The organism is Psychrobacter sp. 5A.1 (assembly GCF_030407455.1).
Lineage (GTDB): Bacteria > Pseudomonadota > Gammaproteobacteria > Pseudomonadales > Moraxellaceae > Psychrobacter.
The window spans coordinates 1-20976 of sequence record NZ_JASDDJ010000045.1 but is presented as its reverse complement, the minus strand read 5'-3'; the positions used below and the strand labels follow the sequence as shown (position 1 = coordinate 20976).

The window sequence follows — 20976 nt, the reverse complement described above, 5'->3', positions numbered from 1 at the left end:
CTGTAGGCAAAAACTCAAACGGACAGCACAAAAGGAACTTGTGTTGTCCTCAACAAGTGCATTACTTAACAGCACGGGTACAAAGGTAATGTACCAACTGCGACAAAAGGAATACAGGCATGGAACGCCTATCACATACAGACTCTTTTAATACCGCCATCGGTGCCAATAGCTCTACGATTGGTAAGCAAAGCACCGACGAATCAGCTTCTCATAACACGCCTGATAAAAAACAGCCCTATCTCTCACACCAACCTGATGCCAATGGTTATATTCACTATAGTGATGATGAAAATGGCATGTGGCAAGCATTGCTGGAACGTCAAGCTGAGCAAATACCCAATCGCGCTTGTCCTGCGTATCTAGAAGGCTTGAAAAAGCTGAATTTGCCCCCCAGTCGCATTCCACAACTGCATGATATCGACGACGTTCTGCAAGCGACTACTGGCTGGAAAACGGCTGCTGTACCTGCCTTAATCAGCTTTGGAAAATTCTTCAAATTATTGGCCAACAAATCGTTTCCTGTGGCGACTTTTATTCGTCGATTTGATGACATGGACTATATCGAAGAACCTGATATTTTTCACGAAATCGTCGGACATTGCCCGCTACTTACCCATCCTGCGTTTGCGACATTTAACGAGACGTATGGCAAGCTGGGTCTGAATGCCAGTAAAGAGGAAAGATGGTTTTTGGCAAGGCTGTATTGGTTCACCATCGAGTTTGGACTGGTTGGTCGTCACACTGAAAATCGTCGAATCTACGGCGGCGGTATATTAAGCTCGCCTTCTGAGACAGTGTATGCGCTCAGCGACGCGTCTCAACAGCACCCAGAGCAGCAGCCCCAATCTTTACCAGAGCATCGGGCATTTGATTTACTTGATGTGCTGCGTACCCCTTATCGTATCGATCATATCCAGCCGATTTATTATGTCATTGATGACTTGAATACGTTATTTGACATCGTCGATAGCGACATCATGGGTACGGTCAAGCAAGCCATGTCACTTGGACTATTCGAGCCGACCTATCCAGAAAAAACTCGTTAAAACGGCAATTCAAAATTAAACGTGAAAACCATCACTTCAGTACTAAGTGTTGATATAGCAATACAGCTATATCGACATGGACGTACGAGTATTAAAAATAGCTATCAAAACAACCATTAAAAACAGACATTAAAAATAGCCACTATAAAAGGATTTTATTATGACGACATTATCACAAGCCAGCTGTGAAGCCTGCCGTATCGGCGCACCGACAGTAGACGATACTGAAGCACGCGAGCTATTAGCACAAATTCCTGATTGGTCTTTGATTGAGGTAGAGGGTATCAAGCAATTGCAGCGCCAGTATAAATTTAAAAACTTTGTCAAAGCCATGGCATTTGCCAATCAATTGGCAGACATCGCTGAGGCAGAAGGGCATCATCCTGGCATATTGGTAGAGTGGGGCAAAGCCACGGTAACCTGGTGGTCGCATAGTATTAAAGGTTTACATCACAATGATTTTGTCATGGCCGCTAAGACCGATTGCTTGTTAAATGACTGATGGGGTTATTAATCGTCAAACGAACTTGCTAAACTTGCCAAATTAAAATCCAACCTAACGCCAGATGATACTGGCAACCTAAGGATGTGTGATGCCGCCAAAAATATTAACCCAAATTTCTCCTCAACTGGCCTTTATGATTTCAGCCATTGTCATCGCTATCATGGGCGTCACCATGATAGGGTTTGGCTGGGTGCCGCATTTATCATTGATACTCGCTATCTGTGTGCTACTGGCCATTGGTCTGTCTAGAGGTCTGAGCTTCGATGACATGCAAGCACAAATGGCATCGGGTGTCATGCGCGGTATTGGTGCGATCTATCTATTTTTCTTTATTGGTTTGATGGTCGCCGCCTTGATGATGTCTGGTGCTATCCCAACGCTGATGTATTTTGGTTTTCAGCTGATCTCACCAGAGTATTATTATATATCGGCCTTTGTATTGACCTCTATTATTGGTATTGCTTTGGGTAGTAGCTTGACGACCGTGGCGACATTGGGCGTGGCATTTATTGGTATGAGCAATGCGTTTGATGCCAACGTGGCGATTGCGGCTGGTGCTGTGGTCTCAGGGGCGTTTTTCGGGGATAAAATGTCGCCATTATCAGATACCTGTACCATTGCGTCCTCGGTGGTCGGTATTGATTTGTTTGAGCATATTCGCAATATGATGTACACCACGGTTCCTGCTTGGATACTCACGGTCATCATTTTTTGGATGTTTTCAGGTCAGACCGCTGGCTCTGATCTGAGCCAAGTCACGGTGCTGAAAGGGCAACTCATAGACAGTGGTCTGGTACATGGCTATGCGATACTGCCATTTGTGGTATTGGTTGGTCTAGCGATATTTCGTGTCAATGCCATTTATACGATCATCTGTACCATCGCAGCGGCATTGATTATCACCTATTTGCATAGTTCACCGAGCTTTGGACAGTTAGGCGGCTATCTGTTTGCAGGCTATGCACCCGCTGAGTCATTAGAGTTGGGTGAGGTAGGCGGTATGCTGTCGCGTGGCGGTGTACAGAGTATGTTCTTTACGCAGGCGATTGTGATATTGGCACTGAGTTTGGGTGGTCTGTTGACGGCACTAGGAATTTTGCCTGCATTGCTGTCTGGTATTAAGGACACATTGACGACATCAGGACGCGCCATATTTGCCGCTGCCATGTCTGCACTCAGTATTAACGTACTGATTGGTGAGCAGTACTTGAGTATCTTATTGTCTGGTACGGCCTTTCGTCCGACGTTTGAGCGTTTGAATTTACATCCTAAGAATTTGTCTCGTACAATTGAAGATGCAGGTACGGTCATCAATCCTTTGGTACCGTGGAGTGTGTGCGGCGTGTTTATCAGCCAAGCATTAGGCGTGCCAGTACTGGATTACCTGCCTTATGCGTTCTTTTGTTATTTATCACTATTGCTGACGATATTATTCGGCTTCACTGGGGTGACCATCAGTCGAGTTAAAAAAGAGGAGAAAGTCGCCGAAGCATGATAGATGATGATTGTCCCATCCTAAAATAGAGTGATAAAAAAAGGCGTGGCTCATATTGACCACGCCTTTTTTGTATCGAAAGTACGTATTTATTGCTCTTCCGTTTGAGCATCCTGACCTTTGACGATTTTATGCTGATCCTCTGTGCTATCGACTTTCCAGTAGCTAGACACATACAAATGCGTCTTTGGTATCGCGCGCTCGACTTTGAAGTATTGGCGCAGTGCTCGCATGCTATGAAACTCACAAGCCGCCCAAACGGCAGGCTGTCCCTCTAGCCAACTCAGTGATTTAACACAGTTGAGTAAAGGGCTATTGTTTGCATTCGGCCGGTCATTGATCACCCAATGTATCTCGACGTTTTCTGGTTTTTTGAGCGTCTGACGATCTGCCTCAGTTGCCACCTCAAGCACTGCGTAACCATGAGCATCCGTGGGCAACTGGGCTAAGTTGACTGTAATCGCTGGAAGTGCGGTCATATCACCCACCAATAAGAACCAATCTGCGTCATTGTTGATGAGTTTCTTTGGCCCTGGCCCACCTACCAAAATTTGATCACCGACTTGCGCATTGCGTGCCCATGCCGATGCAGGTCCTTCCGTCTCATGTAAAGCAAAATCAACCTCTATTTCGTCATCACGTTGCACGCTTACCGTATAAGTACGCATCAGTGGTCGGCTCTCTGCATTCTGAGGGAATATCAGTTTAATATAAGCACTTTCTTGATCGATCGGAAAATCAACCATGCCAGCACCGCCAAGCGTGACACGGCACATATTTGGCGTAATGTATCTAGTGCCAATAACTTCTAGTACTCTTGGAGTAGGTTTTGCCATATTGTGTTTTCCTTCTAACAGCGGGTTGGCTTGCTAATAGAACCAACCCGCTGCTGGTAAATGTTTATTAAAAATTGGCCTTTAGACTGACAGTCATTTGACGCTCTGGTCCCATCCAGCAGTTATTGATGTCGTAACAGGCACCAACATAGGTCTTATCGAACAGGTTGTTGATACTGGCACCGACAGTGAGCATAGGATTAATTTCATAATTGCCACCGATATCTACCAGCGTCACGCTTGGCAGGGCATCTGAGTTTTGCTTATCAATTTGCATACCGCCCTCATAGCGAATACCTGCATTGAGCGTCAGCTTGTCTGTGGCATAGTAGTCTGTCCATAGCGTGGCTTTGTGTTTGGCGGTTTGAGCAGGGGTATTGCCGACCACATCAGGGTTGTATTCATCTTCTGTAATCTTAGCATAGGTATAGCTGTAGCTTGCCGCGACATCTACCCAGTCGTTGAGCATATGACTGCCTGACATCTCAAAGCCTTTTGACTCAATTTCACCAGTTTGAACTTTTTGTTGATAATTAGAGGGATTCGTTACTATGACGTTTTTCTGCGTGATATCAAATACTGCAAGTGTTCCTTGAGTGGCACGATCTGAAGACAAGTACTTCACCCCAGCTTCTAATTGATCGGCAGTGGTTGGCTTAAATGGCTCATTGGTAATAAAGTTACTACCGACCACAGGCTGGAACGACTGCGAGTAGCTGGCATAAGGGGAGAAACCATTACCAAAGTCATAAATAGCAGCGAAACGACCACTGGTTTCTGACGCATCATTATCAATCGTTTTATCGCTATAGATGACGCCTTTAGTGGCTTTGGTTTGCTCAGTGCTACTGTCAAAATTGTCGTGACGTAAGCCTGCCACTACTGTCAAGTCTTGCCACTTCATCTCATCTTGCACATAAAAACCAAGCTGGCTTTGTTCGATATCTTCTTTTTGACGATAAGTATCCAATGGCAAAGTACCAGCATTTATTTGTGAGTAATCTGGATTGGATAAGTCAAGATTTGGCGTGCCATTTGCACCAGCATTATAGTAAGTCGCGCTGCTATCTGTCTCTTGATATTCAACGCCAAACAGTAGGTTATGTGAAGTATTGGCCGTATCGAATGTATAGGCGAGCTGGTTGTCTGTGGTCCAGTTATCCATGGTTTCATCAGTGGTGTAGGCCACGCGATTCAGGATCTTATCACTACCACTGACAAACCCTTCACTGTTATACATATTACGCTGCTCTGCTTCGGCATCGGTATAGCGCATGATATGTTTAAAGGTTAACTGATCATTGATGTCCCAGTTTATGGTGACACTTGGCATAAATACTTCTTTGCTGAATTTATTCCACTCGTCACCCGCATAGGCATCGCTGTCTAGTTTGCCGTAGCTGGCATTGTAGACCGTGCCAACCGCAGGGAGTGGGGTAGAGGGTACCATTTCTGGATCGTCTTGATAAAACAGATTGGCACTGACCGAGACATCGTCAGTCGCTTGCCATTCAAGCGATGGATTGATTAGTAGTCGCTCTTCTTCTGTGGTTTGCATCTGTCCGTCTTTTTTGCGTTTTAATGCCACAAAGCGATAATTCAAGCTATCTGTGAGCGCGCCTGTTGTATCGATGGCCACTTCTTTTAGGTTTTGATTGCCTAGTCTTAGCTGTACTTCAGTTTCTTGAGTGCTTTTGGGGGTTTTGGCTATTTGATTGACCATACCACCGGGTGCAGCATAGCCATAAAGCGAAGAGGCAGGCCCTTTGACAACTTCTACCGCTTCAGTCGCATAAATATCAACTTGTGGCATCAAATTCCATGCCCCATCGTAGGGCAATCTGAGGCCGTCATAAAAGTTTGAGTAGGTCTTAAATCCACGAATATTGTATTCATCAAAGATAGATACCGTGCCACGACTTTCAGTGCTCACGCCTGGCTCATAACGCAGTGCGGCATTGACGCTGTCTGCTTGACGCTTTTGCAAAAGGTCTTGATCAATTCTGGTATAGCTCATCGGCGCATCATTTGGGTCCAATGCGGTCTTGGTGCCGGTACTACGATAACTATCAGCATAGACAGTAATAGCGTCCAAGGTCGTTGATGGTGTCGCTGTCTCAGAATTTTCTGTCTGGGTATTGCTTAGCGTGCCCTCAGTATCAGCTGAATCAGCATAAGCGATATGACTGATGCTCATGGCTAAGCCAATTTGTACTGCTGTGAAGAGATGTTTTTTGCGAATAGCGTGAGTGGTGAGATGAGACCGCATCAGATTTCCTCTTGGACTGAAATGATTAAATAGCTATGTGTGTTTACAGTGTGTCTGTGACATTGCTAATGATAACATTAATGATAATTATTATCATTAATAAATTACAACGAGACAGTTTTTAGAAGTATTTGCAGAATTCAAAACAGGATAGAGACGCAGTGTTGCGAATAGAGTCACGCAGACTTACTGTGTTGAGCGATGTATTTTAAACGATGGTTTTTATCAGATTTTTCTCGTATGATGCAGCCGTTACATGAACACCATTATTTACATTAGCATTTTTATGTCGCTGTATTGACGCCCCTGTATGGCGTCATTGTGACTGGTCTCAAGATTATCTGAGAGTGGTCTCACCAGCAGATATATTACGATTATCGATAAGTTTACGTTGTTCATTGAGCAACCAAAGATGGCTTAAGGTCACATTTATGGACACACCCACTCATCAATCCACCAATAACCAACGCTACTTCACTGTATGGCGTTGGCATTTTTATGCTGGCATGTTTGTCGCGCCTTTTTTGATTGTTTTGGCGGTCACAGCACTCGGCATGCTGTTCATGTCGAACACCGCAGGTCGGGACAATGACCGCTTGACCATCACCATTCCAGAGTCGACTGTCCAAGCACCAGTGTCTATACAAGCCAAAAACGCGCTCGGTACTTTACCCGATAGCGCACTGATTAAATATATTGCGCCCCGTGACGCAGATACCGTCGCTTTGTTTCAGGTGCAGTCAGAAGGCCAGACCAATATGGTGGCAGTGAACCCTTATACGGCTGATGTCGTCAATAGCGCACCTGCTAGCAGCGGTCTTTATGATACGTTTAATAATATTCATAGTGATTTGCTCATCGGTAAAGCAGGGGATTATCTGCTAGAAACGGCTGCATCGTTGACCATCTTGATGATTTTGACGGGTTGGTATCTCTGGTGGCAAAAACGCAAATCAGTGAAAGCCATGCTGATACCTAACGAGAGGGTAACCAATAAGAAAAAACGACCTTTTATCCGTACAATTCATGCGACATTGGGTAGTTGGATATCTGTGCTGCTACTGTTTTTCTGTATATCAGGTATGGCATGGGCAGGTGTATGGGGTGAGAGAGTGGTGCAAGCATGGAGTCAGTTTCCTGCGGGTAAGTGGGGCGTTGCTCCTATGCCAATGTCGATTGATCATAGCCAACACAGCACTGCGATGCATGAGTCAATGGCTGCACCTCACGTCCATGGTGCGGCAGCATCTGAAACACATACTGAAGCACCCACGCACGGCAGTGTCTTAAACTCGGGCGACACCAAAGAGGTGCCTTGGGTGCTTGAGCTGACGCCGATGCCAGTATCAGGCACGACCATGGGTAAGGATGGTATCGCACCCAATATACCTATCATGATTGATACGGTAGACCGATACGCTCGAGAAATTGGGTTTGTAGGCCGCTATCAATTGAACCTGCCCCAAGGTAGTACAGGCGTCTGGACCATTAGTCAAGATTCAATGAGCTATGATATGAAAAGTCCGACAGCAGATCGTACGGTACATATCGATCGCTATTCGGGCAATGTCTTGGCTGATATTCATTTTGACGACTATAATGCATTTGGTAAGTTTATGGCGGCTGGTATCGCGCTGCATATGGGCACACTCGGATGGTGGAGCGTACTGGCTAATGTGCTATTTTGCCTAGCGGTAATCGCTATTTGTGTCAGTGGCTACGTCATGTGGTGGCAGCGTCGCCCTCGTCAGGAAAGCAATAGCGCGAGATTAAACCCACCAGCTCGCGGCTTAAATGTTTCCGTCTGGTGGCCGCTTGCTATTCCATTATTAGTGGTGGCTATCGTATTTCCGACTGCTATTATCGCGATTATAGCTATCGCGCTATTAGACTTCTTGGTGATTTCTCGAGTTGGGTTTTTACAGAAATGGTTAAAATAAGCAAACGGCTTAGACGAGTTTTCGAGTGTCTAGGGCATGTCCTCAATTCAATCGATAGTTATCTAAATGGGTTAAAAATGGCTAAATCTTGCCAAACATCGTCAAATAGCTGGTCAATATCTCGATATTATCTGCGCTATTTTCCTTGTTTGACTGCGATTTATCTCATTTTTATCACCCATTGTGAAATGAGGACACGCCCTAGATACTTTTGATTTATATATAGTCAAAGAACTCTAAAATGGATACAAGGCAGCCGACTGCAAATTGTACAAGTAGTACATCTAAGGAGGGTAAGGAGGGTAACGCCGTAGCGGTTTAGTATTTCACCGACTATAGCTATCGCGTGGTTCTTTCTACCGTAATGGGGCGACTTGTCATAAGTCGCCCCATTTTTTTTTGCATGACAGTTTTCATTTATAACAAGTCATGTTTATTGCAACATGGCGATTGCATCTGTACTGGCGTGCTGTCGTTCTTCGGCATTCAATTCAATCAATCGGCCTTCTTTCATCAATAATAAGCGGTCAGCGTGTTCAAAGTAGCTGTCGTCATGACTGATAATAAACAGCGTCTTACCCATGGCTTTTAGTTCAGGTATTAGCGTTTGATAGAACACACGGCGAAAAGCAGGGTCTTGGTCAGCTGCCCATTCATCAAGCAATAAAATGTCTTTCTGTTCGGCGACGGAAAGTAGCATGGCCAATCGTTTACGTTGACCTTGCGACAGCTTATCTGTAGATAGTTGATGATCAGCCACGCTTACTTTGTCTTGTAGATTGAGCTTCTGTAGCCAGTCAGATATCAGTGCCTCATCAGGCTGATTGCCCCGATCTCCAATGAGCTGCTTAAATAAATGCTGATCACTAAAGATAGCAGAAAACAGCTGTCTATAATCGGCATTATTCTCTGAATCAACGATGCCTTGGTCTACGTGTATAGAACCTGTGGTAGGGGTGAAAATTCCCGTAATGATTTTGGCGAGGGTAGACTTACCGCTACCATTGGCACCGATTAAGAACACCACATCGCCACGTCTCACGGTAAGGTTGACAGATTTCAAGATATCATCAGGGTTATTTACGTCACCAGCTAGCTCTTGTGTCTGTGTATTGATACCGCCATAGCGATAGCCAACGTCAGTCAGGGAGATGGAGTGCCAGTCTTTTGCCACGTGGTCAGTCATAAATTCTGCTTGGTAGTCAGCCAGCTCTAGCGACTGTATTTTGTCTAGTGCCACTTGGGCAGTCTGTAGGGTTGGATACGCACCAACCGCATGCAGAATGGGTGACTGCATAAATAGAATCGTTAAGGAAAAGGTGGTGGCGACACCCATCGGTATATCCAGATAATTCGATACCGCAAATACTACACCAATCGAGGCAAACATCATGATATTGGACCAGTTCACCGCAGATAGATGAAAGGTATCAGATTTAATAACGGTCTGTTGGTATGACTTGGCATGAGACAAAAAATCGTCTGAATATAACTTTTCAGCGCGGTACTGATTGAGCGCAAGCCCCTTACGACCTTCTATAATAGATTGATAATCTTGGTATAAAAAATCATTAATCGCTCTGAGTTTTATCAAATGAGTATAGACGTGCTTCACTAAAATGGTGCTTATCCAGATTGTCATGACAATCCAAAACATGATGATAAACAATAGCGGTAGTGACAGCCATCCTAAATAGAGGGCAACCCCCGCAGATAAAATGACGCCTTGTACCAACTCTGGCATGCGTACAAAGGCAGTCGTAATAGACTGGATGTCTGAAGATAAGCTGGCAATTAAGCGCGCACTACCCAAGTGATCTATCTGCGGAACTTTGGTATCTATGATTTGTTTGACCAGTTTTGTTCTGAGCTCGTACACAAACTGATGCCCCAGACACGTCAATGCATACTGTGATAAAAAAGTAGTGACTAACAATAGTGCAATCAAGGCGGAAAAATAGCCTAAGCTGAGCCAAGATAAAGTGTCAAATACTGGCTGACTAATAAAGGTATGATTGATATAGGCAATAATACCCACACTGACAGCGGCATTGATCAGATTTAGCAGAATGACTTTGAGAAAAGGGAGACGATAATTCGCCCAAATCATATGATACAAAGAAGCGGTAGTGCGTGAAGACATAGTAACTCAGTAATAAAATAAATTTTTGATAGCGTAAAAGGGAATAGGCTGAGCCCAATTATGGTTATTGAAACCAGTAGCGCCGTACTTTTTTAAAACGGATCGACTATGCTCAAGGAATCAAGGCGAGACAGTTGCATGACTATTTTAATATGTAAATTAAATGGTTATTATAATGATAATCATTTCTATTACAATATATTGCTGGATTAATTCTGGACACGCCCTCATACGAAAAACGCATAGGTATCGACCGCAGATTCTCAGAAATTGTATTGGATATGGGTGCTGTGGTAGCATTGCTGATAGGCATCAGGTCGTTCTTTAAGCAAGAATAGGAGAGCATGTATAGTTCGAGAACGACTAAACGGCACTGCGTTACCCTCCTTAAATGTACAATTTGCAGTCGGCTGCCTTGTATCTGTTTTAGACTTCTTTGACTATAGAGTAGTGTGGATTTAAACATCACGTCCAGACAATATAAACAGTTCGGCATATTTATTTTGAGGCTATTTAATTGAACCATTTGTCTACGACGCATGCCCCCTCAACATCCACACGTTTTAGACATCTGGGTCTTGCACTATCCGTATTTTATCTGCTTTATAATGTGACGACTTTGTATAGTGTCTCATTATATAAACTCTACCCATCGAAAATGCATCATCTCGCCACATCATTTGACAGCGTTATTCCTTTCATTCCCGCTATGATTGTTCCTTATAGCTGGTCGTTGATTTTATTTGTTGCTGGTTTTTTCTTAGTACGAACGTCTACGCAATTATCCTTATTGAGCTATCGCCTAATCTTAGCGACCATCTTTGCCTGTTTGATCTTCTATTTTTATCCTGCTCGTTTTTCATTCAATCGAGTGATACCTGATGATTGGACGCAGTTCGGCTATCAGTTTTTACAATTGGTGGACAAGCCATTTAATCAATTGCCATCTTTGCATGTCAGTTATGCCATCTTGCTTGGCGTGTCGTTATGGGATGTTGCAAAGTCTAAAAATGGATGGGTTTCAGTGGCTTATCGATTATCGCTTACTGGCATATGTACATTGATTGCTCTCTCAACGGTGTTGACGTATCAGCATAATTTGCTAGACATGTTCGGCGGGGCAGTGTTGGCCGTTGCGGTGCTCATGCTTTCGAATCGAATCCGTAATGCACTGGTAATCAAGCATTTAGCACTGGGTAGCATTGGGTTTTTATTGATAGCGATAGCAGGGTTTTATCTTGCCAGTATGAGTATGATAGTGTCTGAAGTTGTAGAAAACTTAGCCATTATTATTGCTCTATATTGGTTAATCAGTTTTACGATGTTGGCTTGTGCCTACCAACAGGCCAAACCAAATCGTGCCACACGCTGGTTTCAAAAGACCAGTCGCGGTCGACTCACCGCATATACTTGGATGAAGTTTGCGCCCATCATTATCATTTATAACGGTATGTCATTTTTGGGACAATGGTATTTTAAAGTTGCCTCGAAAAGTCAAAAATATCCACTCACACCATATGCTATTAATGATAGGGTCAACGTTGTGGCTTCCCCTCGATTGACGCATACGGATATAAATAGTCATTTAACGTATTGGCTGTTTGGCTGTGACTCATTAGAAAGGTCGCGCTCGCTAGCACCATCACCGCCATCAATTCACTATCAGATTATCGTCGTGGATGTAGCTGCTGAGATATCTAGCCATGTTCATGAGCTTGAAGTCGCTGCTAAAAACATCATGAATACACCTGTTCATTATTTATATCTGCCTTTACTGGACTTGCAGCCATTAAATGACGTATTGCTCAAAGATTATATTGATCTATTTAAGCGACTTGAAGCTTTGACACAATCAGCAGAAACGCGAGCGATAACCACTAATAATGAGAGTCAGATCGCGAATGCTCTCATCACGCTTATCAATTTCCATTGCGTGATGGGGTTGTCGCGTAGCATCGGCGTGCAAGTTTTGTATTTATTATATGGTGGTACGCTAACCGTCCATAATTATCAATCGTGGATTGAACAGCATTATCCACATGCGCACCTTACCGACGCTTATCTGCCACAGTCTTTGGTAGAAGCGATGGCCAATTATAAATCTGTCACATATTCAACAGCACCTTAATAAATATCGATGTCAGTGGGTCTGTGCCTGCTGGCTTTTCTTTACTTACTATTTACCTGTTATTTACCTGTTATTTACCTACTGTTTAATGCTTATTTATTATGGAAATATCTATGAACACTTCATTACCTCTCTTGTATTCCTTTCGCCGCTGTCCTTATGCCATGCGTGCTCGCCTCGGTCTGTTATTCGCTGAGTTGCCAGTAGAGCTGCGAGAAATTACGCTAAAAAATAAGCCCACGCAAATGCTAGCGATTAGTCCAAAAGGTACGGTGCCCGTGTTACAGCTTTTAGATGGGTCGGTGATTGAAGAGAGTGCAGAGATAATGATGTGGGCGCTTGAGCAAAAAGATCCGCAGGGACTGCTTGATGAAGGGGTTTTGGCTCAGGCCAATGACCTGATAGCACAAAATGACAATGAGTTTAAACAGTGGCTAGATCGTTACAAGTATGCCGATCGTCACCCTGAGATGACTCAGACAGAGTATCGGCAACAGGGTGAAGTTTTTTTGCAGGAATTAGAAGCATTATTGACTAAGAATAGCTATCTACTAGGCAATAGCGTGACTGTTGCAGATATCGGTATCATGCCGTTCGTTCGCCAATTTGCCCATGTAGATCGTGATATCTTTTATAGTTTGCCTTATCCGAAATTGCAACGATGGCTAAAAAATTGGCTGGCACATCCATTGTTTGTACAAGCCATGACGAAGTTTCAGCCATGGCAAGAAGGCGATGATGTGGTGGTTTTTCCTGATTAATATTAACAACTTAAGCTTCTGTCAATCAACTTAGTCGTCAGAAAAATGGCTTTCCGTTTTTAATGACAATCGTACAAAAAAAGGCAGATACCATTATCAGTATCTGCCTTTATATATATTCAAAATCAGCCTATGAAGAAGTTGCTATATCTTAAGTTATAACAGCTTTTTAGACATTATTAAGCTTGAGGTGTGATTAAGTATTTCTCACCTGTTGCTTGTTTGCCATAAGCAGCGATTGACTGTAAGTGCAACACTTCTGCCAATGACACTTCTGCCAATGACACTTCTGCCAATGACACTTCATGCGTGTAGCTGCTTGCAAAAGTGGTGGTGCTTTCTTCTGCAACACGTTGGCGCATTTTTACGACTGTTTTAGTACCCAGTTTGCCTAGCGCATTGAATAGTAGGAAACCATTTACACCCCAAGAAAAACCAAAGTTACGGTTTAGCGTGATAGGGCCACGGTTTAGTGCGCCATAGATGTACGCTTGTTTGAACGTGTTAGAGCCACACGTTGTTTAAAACGGATGTAGTGTGGTTTCCTTTTAATAATAAACATTAATAAATTTACCCCTGTATCTTTGCTCATATAGTATATGCTTCTAGCTAATCTCTTGAATTGTAATATTATGCTTTTTAGCAATGTCCATTTCTCAAGGTATTCAATGTTTATTAAAAAATTAAGCAAGATTGTTCTTATAACTGTGAGTGTTACTCTCATGACATCTTGTATTGGTAGGGCTCCTGCAAACTATATTGGTGATTTAGGTGGTCTCCCTGTTGACCTGCCAAGAAATCTCGTGACTTTCGTTGCGTATAACGGTGACCCTACATTTGGCAAAAAACGAGAGGGTAAAAAGCCCACACGTAGCTATGACTCAAAGATCAATAGTTTTGGCTTTGATCTACGTTATACCGATAACACCATATTCGATAAGAGCAATAAAAGTCATAAACATGCTTATGATAAAGAGCAGCACTTGCCTAATGACCCTTGGGTATCAGTCAGAGTCTCCTCTGGCGATAAATATCATGGAGTAGGCGCTATTCACCGTATCGGCGATGGAACAATTAGTGCAAGTGGCCTAGACCCTGTTTATCAATATGAACAGCTTAATAACGATCAATACGGACTAGAAGTCTATGCGCCGCCGGGTATAGATCCTAAGACTGACCGTCCTTATCGTGAAGACAGATATGCAGAAGATGTGTTTATCCAAAGAGATAAAAATAGCCAAATTACAACCTATATAAGGTGCAGTAATAGAGATGTGCCTAGGCCACCTTGTATTCACAACTTCGATTTAGAGCCAGAAATGGCTTTATATGTCAATGTGCAATATTCACGTCATAATCTTGCTGACTGGCAACAAATTGAGCGAGCAGTCAGACGACAGGTTTTAAACTTTCGCAAAGTATCATAAGTGCTGCTATAAAACTTAAATTATTCAGGTATTCAATGTTTATTAAAAAATTAAGTAAGATTGTTCTTATAACTGTGAGTGTTACTCTCATGACATCTTGTATTGGTAGGGCGCCTGCAAACTATATTGGTGATTTAGGTGGTCTCCCCGTTGACCTGCCAAGAAATCTCGTGACTTTCGTTGCGTATAACGGTGACCCTACATTTGGCAAAAAACGAGAGGGCAAAAAGCCCACACGTAGCTATGACTCAAAGATCAATAGTTTTGGCTTTGATGTGCGTTATACCGATAACACCATATTCGATAAGAGCAATAAAAGTCATAAACATGCTTATGATAAAGAACAGTACTTACCGAATGACCCTTGGGTATCGGTCAATGTCTCCTCTGGCGATAGATATTATGGAGCAGGTACTATTCATCGTATGGGCGATGGAACACTTAATCCTAGCAAAGAAGCAGGTTCTGTTCATCAATATGAACAGCTTAATAACGATCAATACGGGTTGGAAGTTTATGCGCCTCCAGGTATAGATCCTAAGACTGACCGTCCTTATCGTGAAGACAGGTATGCAGAAGATGTGTTTATTCAAAGGGATAAAAAAGGGCAAATTATAACTTATATAAAGTGTAGTAATAGAGATGTCCCTAGGCCACCTTGTGATCATCGCTTTGATCTAGAGCCAGAAATGGCTTTACATGTCAATGTGCAATATTCACGGCATAATCTCGCTGATTGGAAACAAATTGAGCAAGTGGTCAGAGAACAGATTTTAAACTTTCGCAAAGTATCGTATGGTTAAAGTGTTTTACAGGACGTAAGCGTTAGAGCTAGGACTAGGGCTTTGATTGTGTAGTTAAATCTATGTAAAGCCAAGTCAACAAAAAAGGCAGATACCATAATCAGTATCTGCTTTTTTGTATAAATGCTTTCAGGTTTTTACTAAGCTTGAGGTGTGATTAAGTACTTTTCACCTGTTGCTTGTTTGCCATAAGCAGCGATTGACTGTAAATGTAATACTTCAGCCAATGACACTTCATGCGTATAGCTGCTAGCAAACGTGGTGGTGATTTCTTCTGCAACACGTTGGCGCATTTTCACGACGGTTTTGGTGCCCAGTTTGCCTAGCGCATTGAACAGTAGGAAACCATTCACACCCCAAGAAAAACCAAAGTTACGGTTTAGCGTGATAGGGCCACGGTTTAGTGCGCCATAGATGTACGCTTGTTTGAATGTGTTAGAGCCATAAACACTGTATTCTTCCACATCAACATTGATAGCCGCTTCCATACAGTTAAGAATATCGCTGCTCAATTGACCGCCGCCGATTGGATCAAATGAAATCGTGGCACCTGTTTCAATAATAGCTGCTGTTAAATCCGCAATAAACGTATCGCTGCTTGAGTTGACCACATATTTTGCACCCATATCGCGCAATAGCTTTTCTTGCGTGTCTTTACGGACGATATTCACTAAGTCAACACCATCTGCCATACAGATACGGTTTAGCATTTGACCAAGGCTAGAAGCGGCCGCCGCATGAACGATGGCTTTGTGGCCTTCAGCGCGCATGGTTTCGACCATGGCTAGAGCAGTAAGGGGATTCACGAAAGAAGACGCGCCTTCTTTCGCTGTGGTGCCTTCTTTTAGCTCTAAGCAGCTCTGTACATTGGCGCGAAGATACTGACGGTACGTACCACCACCGATCACAGCAACAGTTTTGCCCATTAATGCTTGTGCAGCATCAGATGATCCTGCCGCTACGACTGTACCAGCGCCTTCGTTACCGACTGGCGTGTCTTTGCCAACGCGAGTTTTGACAGATGGCATGAACTTAGCTGGCACGTCAGCGGTGATAACTGGGTTCTCGTCTGTGCCTGATTGCGCGGCAGTTGACATGTCAGCGACGCTGAACATAACTCCAAAGTCAGATGGGTTCAATGGCATGGCTTCCATGCGAACGACAACTTCGTCGGCACCTGGCTGCGGCATATCAATTTCTTGCAAAGCCAAGGTTAGTTTATTGTCTTCGCTGATGGTTGAGGTCAATTGGATATTTTTATCAGTCATAAGGTTTGCTCCTGCAAATAGTTATTTTTTTGGCCAATCACGTGATGGCATTGGCCCTATTTTTTGGTCGTTTAGTTGTGAGTAAGAATTTCAATAGCGATTGTTTTATCGTTGAATGCTTTTTAGCATCGAACTAGCCAGCGTTTGCGGCTTTAATTTGGGCAGCCACATGCTGCATGAACTCAGGCATATTCGCTTGGCTATCTGCCTGAACGCTTTGTGCAATGTCGGTTTTACTCATGGCTTTGTTCCATTCTTTCATGCCTTCCACTTCTGCCAGTACATCCCACTCAAGCTGAGTAGATCCAAAAGCGCTGACAATGGTGTTGACGTGATGCACATAGATGTCGGCCATGGTGAATTGCTCGCCTGCAATCCAAGGAGAAAATTTACATAAGCGATTCATGGCAATAATACCGCGGCCCAATACTTGACGTACCTCATCTTTGATTGCGTTAGGTGCTTGAGTACCAGAAAACACATAAGGAATCAGTCGGCGGCATGGTAGCTCAAAGTAAAGCTCTGCTATTTTCATAATCTGACGTACAGCCGCGCGTTCTGCTGCATTGATAGGGTATAGCGGCTTTTCAGGATAGGTTTCTTCAAGGAAGTCACAAATCACGCTAGATTCCGACAGATTAAAACCGTCAGGCATGGTGATTGCAGGTACTTTGCCCACTGGACTGACGGTTAGTAGATCATCACTACCAGCGTACAAAAGATCCTCTTGGAACGGAATGCCCTTATATAAAAGAGCGTGTTTTACGATGTTGTAATAGTTGCTTGCAGCAAAGCCGTGCAAAGTAATCATAAGTCATTCTTCCATTGTTGACGTAAAAGTTATTTTTAATCGTGTTTTCATTGCGACATTTAAGTTAACCACATTATTACTGGTTTTAATGTGGTTATATATAAGGAATAACGTGAATCACTATTGCTATTAAGACAATAATAAGGCGAGAATATTAGGGCGTGCTTGATATTCACAAATAGGCACTGCTGATAACTGCTAGTTTAGAAAAGCTGTGTTCCAGACAAGGCGCAAGTCGAAGATAATGTGAACACCTTAGCAAGACTTGCAACGCAGTATGGGACAACTCTAGTATCAGCCCATTTTCTATCGATGAATTATTGGGGCAGGCTTATTTTTTGCCGCTTTATTGATAAAAATAAACGCTTAGAACCACTAAACTTATTATTTTTATCTTCAAATCGTCTAAAAAATACGCTCTGTCAGTGCCATGGTCGAATATCAAACACGCCCTAAACTATTTACTCAAATGGAGAGGTCAGTTGGATCAATTACGTGCAATACGGTATTTCAGCAAAGTCGTAGAAACAGGCAGTTTCACTAAGGCGGCAAGTTCCTTTAATGTGCCACCATCCTCACTATCTAGACGAGTGTCTGATTTGGAGAAAAGTCTAGGCGCGACATTATTAAAGCGCTCGACCCGAATTGTTAAACTGACCGAAGTAGGGCAGGTTTATTACAATGATATGCAGCACATATTGAACCAACTAGAACAAAGTAAAGAAACGGTGCGCAGTTATCAAACCACGCCAATGGGGCGCCTACGAATCAGTTCGATGGTGGGTTTTGGTGAAAGGATACTACTGCCGTTGTTAGATGACCTTGGTAAGTTATACCCAGAGATTGTATTGGATGTCAGTCTCAGCGATGAGCTATCAGCACTAGGACGTGACGATGTAGACATTGCGATTCGCGGTGGTTATGCACCCAATGAGCGCGTGATTGCTATTAGGCTAATGGACAATGGGTTTATTCCGGTTGCCTCTCCCAGTTATTTAGAAAAATATGGTACACCTAACCATGTAATGGCGTTAAAAGAACATAAAGGCCTGTATTTCAAAGCGCCAAATGGGCCAACGCCTTGGTTATGCCATGTAGATGATCAGTGGCATGATGTCTCGGGGCCAGCAGTTGCGATCTCAAACAATGGACCATGGCTTGCCAAAAAGGCTTGTAATGGTGAAGGTATTTTAATGTCAACCCACTGGGCGTTGTCATCATATCTTGAGTCGAGCGCATTACAAGAGATTAAATTTGAGCATCCATTAGCGATTACGCAACATGCTGATATGGCCGTATATCTGCTGTATCAAAAGCAGCGTTATCTAGTACCAAAAGTGAAAGCCGCCGTCGATTTCTTGGTTGAGAGGATAAAAGTAGGAGGTATAAAAAAAATAGCCTAGGTGAGAATATTGTAATCAACTTGTACTAACTGAATATCCTGCTAATCTGATTTGGGTAGACGAGCGTTAAGATAATTGAGTGCCTAAAGAATATGATGTCGGCGCCTTTAATTACTTGTTTACAAAGATAATTATTGGTGGAATTATCAGAATACGAAATATTTGCCGTTTTGATGTATCATAAACCACCGAAATTTTGTTCAACAAGGTTTTAGGAGAGTTTTTTGGCAATAGCCGAACATGTGAAAATCTTCAAAAAAGGCTCTCAAGTATGGAATGCTTGGAGAGATGAAAACCCTCATTTAAGCCCTGATCTTTCTGACGTAGATTTTGAATCAGACGTTCATACATATAAATAAATAAATGTATGATATGCCAGAATTTACTGGTTACAACCTATCTCACATGAACCTAAACCCATACCCACAACACAAAAAGAAGCTATAATCTAGGGCATGTCCTCATTTTAAAAATGGTGGTAAAAATGAGATAAATTGCCGTCAAACGAGGAAAATAGTGCAGATAATATCGAGATATTGACCAACTATTTGACGATGTTTGGCAAAATTTAGCTGTTTTTAGCCCATTTAGAGGACACTCGTTTGAATTGAGGACACGCCCTAGTAATTTAGGAGTATAACCATGACATGGGCGACTCAAGAATTAAAACGTTAAACCTAGGCGACAAACGCAGAGATAAGCGTTACAAAGCGCTCTTAGACAATGCTATAAGCGATAGCGGAGCCAGTATTGCAAAGCTCGGCAAAGACTACCACCAAAGCAAATCCTACTACCGGCTACTATCCAACTCTAATGTCACCAGTGACGCCATCCTCTATGCTCACGAAGACCAAATCCACCAGCGCATCAACAAGCAAGACATGGTTCTGTGTATTCAAGACACCACTGAAATTGAATCTGGCAGACCTAGCGCGACTGGTATGGGACGTCTTAACTACGATACCCGAAAAGGCTACTACACCCACACCACTGACCCTCAAGAGATACCACTAGGTATCTATGATAACTGGCTGTGGGCAAGAAAGCCCAAAGCACGGATGGACATCAAAGAATCCAAACGTTGGAGTGAAGGTTACGCTCGTATCTGTGAACTGGCCCAGAAGCATCCTAACACCAATCATATCTATGTGGCAGATCGTGAAAGCGACATGATGGACATCATAGAACAGGGTCATCAGTACAACGACCCAGCAGACTATCTACTAAGAGCCAGACACAACCGAGTGCTAAATGACGCAAGCAAACTGTTTGACCTAACGGATGAGGATTGTCTTGGGGAGATTTAATTTCAAATGCCAACTCGGCAAAGCAAGCCTGGCCGGTCAGTCATTCAAGCCATTTATGTGAGACGAGTGACCTTAAAGAATGGTATCCCTTTAACCCTCATTGTCGCCAAAGAGACCAATCCGCCTACAGGCAAAAAGGCCATTGAGTGGAAGCTTATCACTAACCGCAATATCAATAGCTTTGATAAGGCGGCAACGATGATTGATTGCTACCGTAAGCGCTGGCAAATAGAGGTACTGTTTCATGTGCTTAAAACGGGCTGTAAGATAGAAGAGCGACAGTTTGGCTGTATTGAGACTCATGAAAGAGCGCTGCTATTGTATCTACTGGTGTCCTATCGCATCTTGCTGATGACCATGCTCGCAAAAATAGCACCCAAAACAAGCTGTGAGCTTGTGTTTACAAGGCAAGAATGGCAAACCGCTTACCGCGTCAGGTATCGTAAGAAACCACCTAAAACACCAATGAGCTTGGATGAAATGGTTCGTGTTGTGGCAGGCTTTGGTGGGTTTTTAAACCGTAAGTCAGATAAGAGTCTGGGGGTGAAAACTGTGTGGCTAGGCCTACGCTCGCTAGCAGATTATGTGGTGGGCGCTAGTTGTGGGTAAGGGTATGACTATATATGCCATCAAGGATAGAAACTTTACTTAGTTTCATATCAATAATATATCAGCTAATTCTAGAGGTTTAAAGCTTGGGGAGTTTGGAGCCATAAGATTCAATAGATTCTCAGATTTTGTTAAAGATTTATGTCCAGCGGAGTGTCGTCCATGATTGATATACTAAAAAGAAGAATCGTTTCTAGTCAATATTTGTTCCCCCTATTATTT

General features: G+C 43.2%; 18 protein-coding genes. 12 read left to right on the top strand and 6 right to left on the bottom strand.

Annotated features, from left to right (window positions below):
• The first annotated feature begins 119 nt into the window (after positions 1–119).
• The 3 genes from phhA to nhaC all read left to right on the top strand — a co-directional run bounded on the left by phhA (position 120) and on the right by nhaC (position 3049).
• Entirely contained in the window at positions 120–1049 is a 930-nt protein-coding gene (phhA, locus tag QL982_RS10310; RefSeq protein WP_290164053.1) for a phenylalanine 4-monooxygenase, read from the top strand.
• 160 nt (positions 1050–1209) lie between these two features.
• Positions 1210–1551: a 4a-hydroxytetrahydrobiopterin dehydratase gene (locus QL982_RS10305; RefSeq protein WP_290164052.1), complete on the top strand. Its 342-nt coding sequence runs from the start codon at positions 1210–1212 to the stop codon at positions 1549–1551.
• Positions 1552–1642: 91 nt separating this feature from the next.
• A complete protein-coding gene (gene nhaC / locus QL982_RS10300; RefSeq protein ID WP_290164051.1) occupies positions 1643–3049 on the top strand; it encodes a Na+/H+ antiporter NhaC in 1407 nt (468 codons plus the stop codon).
• Between the two features lie 89 nt (positions 3050–3138).
• On the opposite strand, the gene QL982_RS10295 is transcribed toward nhaC, so the two are convergent.
• Both QL982_RS10295 and QL982_RS10290 read right to left on the bottom strand, forming a co-directional pair.
• Positions 3139–3885, bottom strand: a complete 747-nt coding sequence (locus QL982_RS10295) for a siderophore-interacting protein (protein WP_290164050.1) — start codon at positions 3883–3885, stop codon at positions 3139–3141.
• 67 nt (positions 3886–3952) lie between these two features.
• Positions 3953–6154, bottom strand: a complete 2202-nt coding sequence (locus QL982_RS10290; protein WP_290164049.1) for a TonB-dependent siderophore receptor — start codon at positions 6152–6154, stop codon at positions 3953–3955.
• Between the two features lie 431 nt (positions 6155–6585).
• Between QL982_RS10290 and QL982_RS10285 the strand changes: the two genes are divergently transcribed.
• Entirely contained in the window at positions 6586–8094 is a 1509-nt protein-coding gene (locus QL982_RS10285) for a PepSY domain-containing protein (RefSeq protein ID WP_290164048.1), read from the top strand.
• Between the two features lie 433 nt (positions 8095–8527).
• Here the strand turns inward: QL982_RS10285 and QL982_RS10280 are convergent, their stop codons facing one another.
• Complete coding sequence (locus QL982_RS10280; RefSeq protein WP_290164047.1) at positions 8528–10237, bottom strand: multidrug ABC transporter permease/ATP-binding protein; 1710 nt, start codon at positions 10235–10237, stop codon at positions 8528–8530.
• Between the two features lie 517 nt (positions 10238–10754).
• On the opposite strand from QL982_RS10280, the gene QL982_RS10275 reads away from it, so the two are divergent.
• Together QL982_RS10275 and QL982_RS10270 are read left to right on the top strand one after the other, a co-directional pair.
• Positions 10755–12365, top strand: a complete 1611-nt coding sequence (locus QL982_RS10275; protein WP_290164046.1) for a phosphatase PAP2 family protein — start codon at positions 10755–10757, stop codon at positions 12363–12365.
• A 113-nt stretch (positions 12366–12478) separates the two neighbouring features.
• Complete coding sequence (locus QL982_RS10270; RefSeq protein WP_290164045.1) at positions 12479–13126, top strand: glutathione S-transferase; 648 nt, start codon at positions 12479–12481, stop codon at positions 13124–13126.
• 179 nt (positions 13127–13305) lie between these two features.
• Here QL982_RS10270 and QL982_RS10265 read toward each other — a convergent pair whose 3' ends face one another.
• Positions 13306–13488: a hypothetical protein gene (locus QL982_RS10265; RefSeq protein ID WP_290190301.1), complete on the bottom strand. Its 183-nt coding sequence runs from the start codon at positions 13486–13488 to the stop codon at positions 13306–13308.
• A gap of 360 nt (positions 13489–13848) precedes the next feature.
• Here QL982_RS10265 and QL982_RS10260 point away from each other — a divergent pair, with 360 nt between their 5' ends.
• Both QL982_RS10260 and QL982_RS10255 read left to right on the top strand, forming a co-directional pair.
• Positions 13849–14553 (top strand): hypothetical protein, encoded by a 705-nt coding sequence (locus QL982_RS10260; protein ID WP_290166120.1) that lies wholly within the window; start codon positions 13849–13851, stop codon positions 14551–14553.
• 89 nt (positions 14554–14642) lie between these two features.
• Entirely contained in the window at positions 14643–15356 is a 714-nt protein-coding gene (locus tag QL982_RS10255; protein WP_290190300.1) for a hypothetical protein, read from the top strand.
• 140 nt (positions 15357–15496) lie between these two features.
• Here the strand turns inward: QL982_RS10255 and QL982_RS10250 are convergent, their stop codons facing one another.
• Together QL982_RS10250 and QL982_RS10245 are read right to left on the bottom strand one after the other, a co-directional pair.
• Positions 15497–16624: a zinc-binding dehydrogenase gene (locus QL982_RS10250; protein ID WP_290164044.1), complete on the bottom strand. Its 1128-nt coding sequence runs from the start codon at positions 16622–16624 to the stop codon at positions 15497–15499.
• Positions 16625–16757: 133 nt separating this feature from the next.
• A complete protein-coding gene (locus QL982_RS10245) occupies positions 16758–17435 on the bottom strand; it encodes a glutathione S-transferase family protein (RefSeq protein ID WP_290164043.1) in 678 nt (225 codons plus the stop codon).
• A 482-nt stretch (positions 17436–17917) separates the two neighbouring features.
• Here QL982_RS10245 and QL982_RS10240 point away from each other — a divergent pair, with 482 nt between their 5' ends.
• The 4 genes from QL982_RS10240 to QL982_RS10225 all read left to right on the top strand — a co-directional run bounded on the left by QL982_RS10240 (position 17918) and on the right by QL982_RS10225 (position 20754).
• Positions 17918–18838: a LysR family transcriptional regulator gene (locus tag QL982_RS10240; RefSeq protein WP_290164042.1), complete on the top strand. Its 921-nt coding sequence runs from the start codon at positions 17918–17920 to the stop codon at positions 18836–18838.
• 224 nt (positions 18839–19062) lie between these two features.
• A complete protein-coding gene (locus QL982_RS10235; RefSeq protein WP_290164041.1) occupies positions 19063–19197 on the top strand; it encodes a hypothetical protein in 135 nt (44 codons plus the stop codon).
• Positions 19198–19485: 288 nt separating this feature from the next.
• Positions 19486–20145, top strand: coding sequence for a transposase DNA-binding-containing protein (locus QL982_RS10230; protein ID WP_290166200.1), 660 nt, complete (start codon positions 19486–19488; stop codon positions 20143–20145).
• A 6-nt stretch (positions 20146–20151) separates the two neighbouring features.
• Positions 20152–20754 carry an IS4 family transposase gene (locus tag QL982_RS10225; RefSeq protein ID WP_290190299.1) on the top strand — a complete coding sequence of 201 codons (603 nt, stop codon included), beginning with the start codon at positions 20152–20154 and terminating at the stop codon, positions 20752–20754.
• Positions 20755–20976: the final 222 nt, after the last annotated feature.

Coding starts and splice junctions, on each gene's coding strand:
- QL982_RS10270 (WP_290164045.1), top strand. CDS start 12,479: ATGAACACTTCATTACCTCTCTTGTATTCCTTTCGCCGCTGTCCTTAT.
- QL982_RS10255 (WP_290190300.1), top strand. CDS start 14,643: ATGACATCTTGTATTGGTAGGGCGCCTGCAAACTATATTGGTGATTTA.
- QL982_RS10260 (WP_290166120.1), top strand. CDS start 13,849: ATGACATCTTGTATTGGTAGGGCTCCTGCAAACTATATTGGTGATTTA.
- QL982_RS10305 (WP_290164052.1), top strand. CDS start 1,210: ATGACGACATTATCACAAGCCAGCTGTGAAGCCTGCCGTATCGGCGCA.
- phhA (WP_290164053.1), top strand. CDS start 120: ATGGAACGCCTATCACATACAGACTCTTTTAATACCGCCATCGGTGCC.
- QL982_RS10250 (WP_290164044.1), bottom strand. CDS start 16,624: ATGACTGATAAAAATATCCAATTGACCTCAACCATCAGCGAAGACAAT.
- QL982_RS10230 (WP_290166200.1), top strand. CDS start 19,486: ATGGGCGACTCAAGAATTAAAACGTTAAACCTAGGCGACAAACGCAGA.
- QL982_RS10245 (WP_290164043.1), bottom strand. CDS start 17,435: ATGATTACTTTGCACGGCTTTGCTGCAAGCAACTATTACAACATCGTA.
- QL982_RS10265 (WP_290190301.1), bottom strand. CDS start 13,488: ATGCGCCAACGTGTTGCAGAAGAAAGCACCACCACTTTTGCAAGCAGC.
- QL982_RS10295 (WP_290164050.1), bottom strand. CDS start 3,885: ATGGCAAAACCTACTCCAAGAGTACTAGAAGTTATTGGCACTAGATAC.
- QL982_RS10280 (WP_290164047.1), bottom strand. CDS start 10,237: ATGTCTTCACGCACTACCGCTTCTTTGTATCATATGATTTGGGCGAAT.
- QL982_RS10290 (WP_290164049.1), bottom strand. CDS start 6,154: ATGCGGTCTCATCTCACCACTCACGCTATTCGCAAAAAACATCTCTTC.
- QL982_RS10285 (WP_290164048.1), top strand. CDS start 6,586: ATGGACACACCCACTCATCAATCCACCAATAACCAACGCTACTTCACT.
- nhaC (WP_290164051.1), top strand. CDS start 1,643: ATGCCGCCAAAAATATTAACCCAAATTTCTCCTCAACTGGCCTTTATG.
- QL982_RS10225 (WP_290190299.1), top strand. CDS start 20,152: ATGCCAACTCGGCAAAGCAAGCCTGGCCGGTCAGTCATTCAAGCCATT.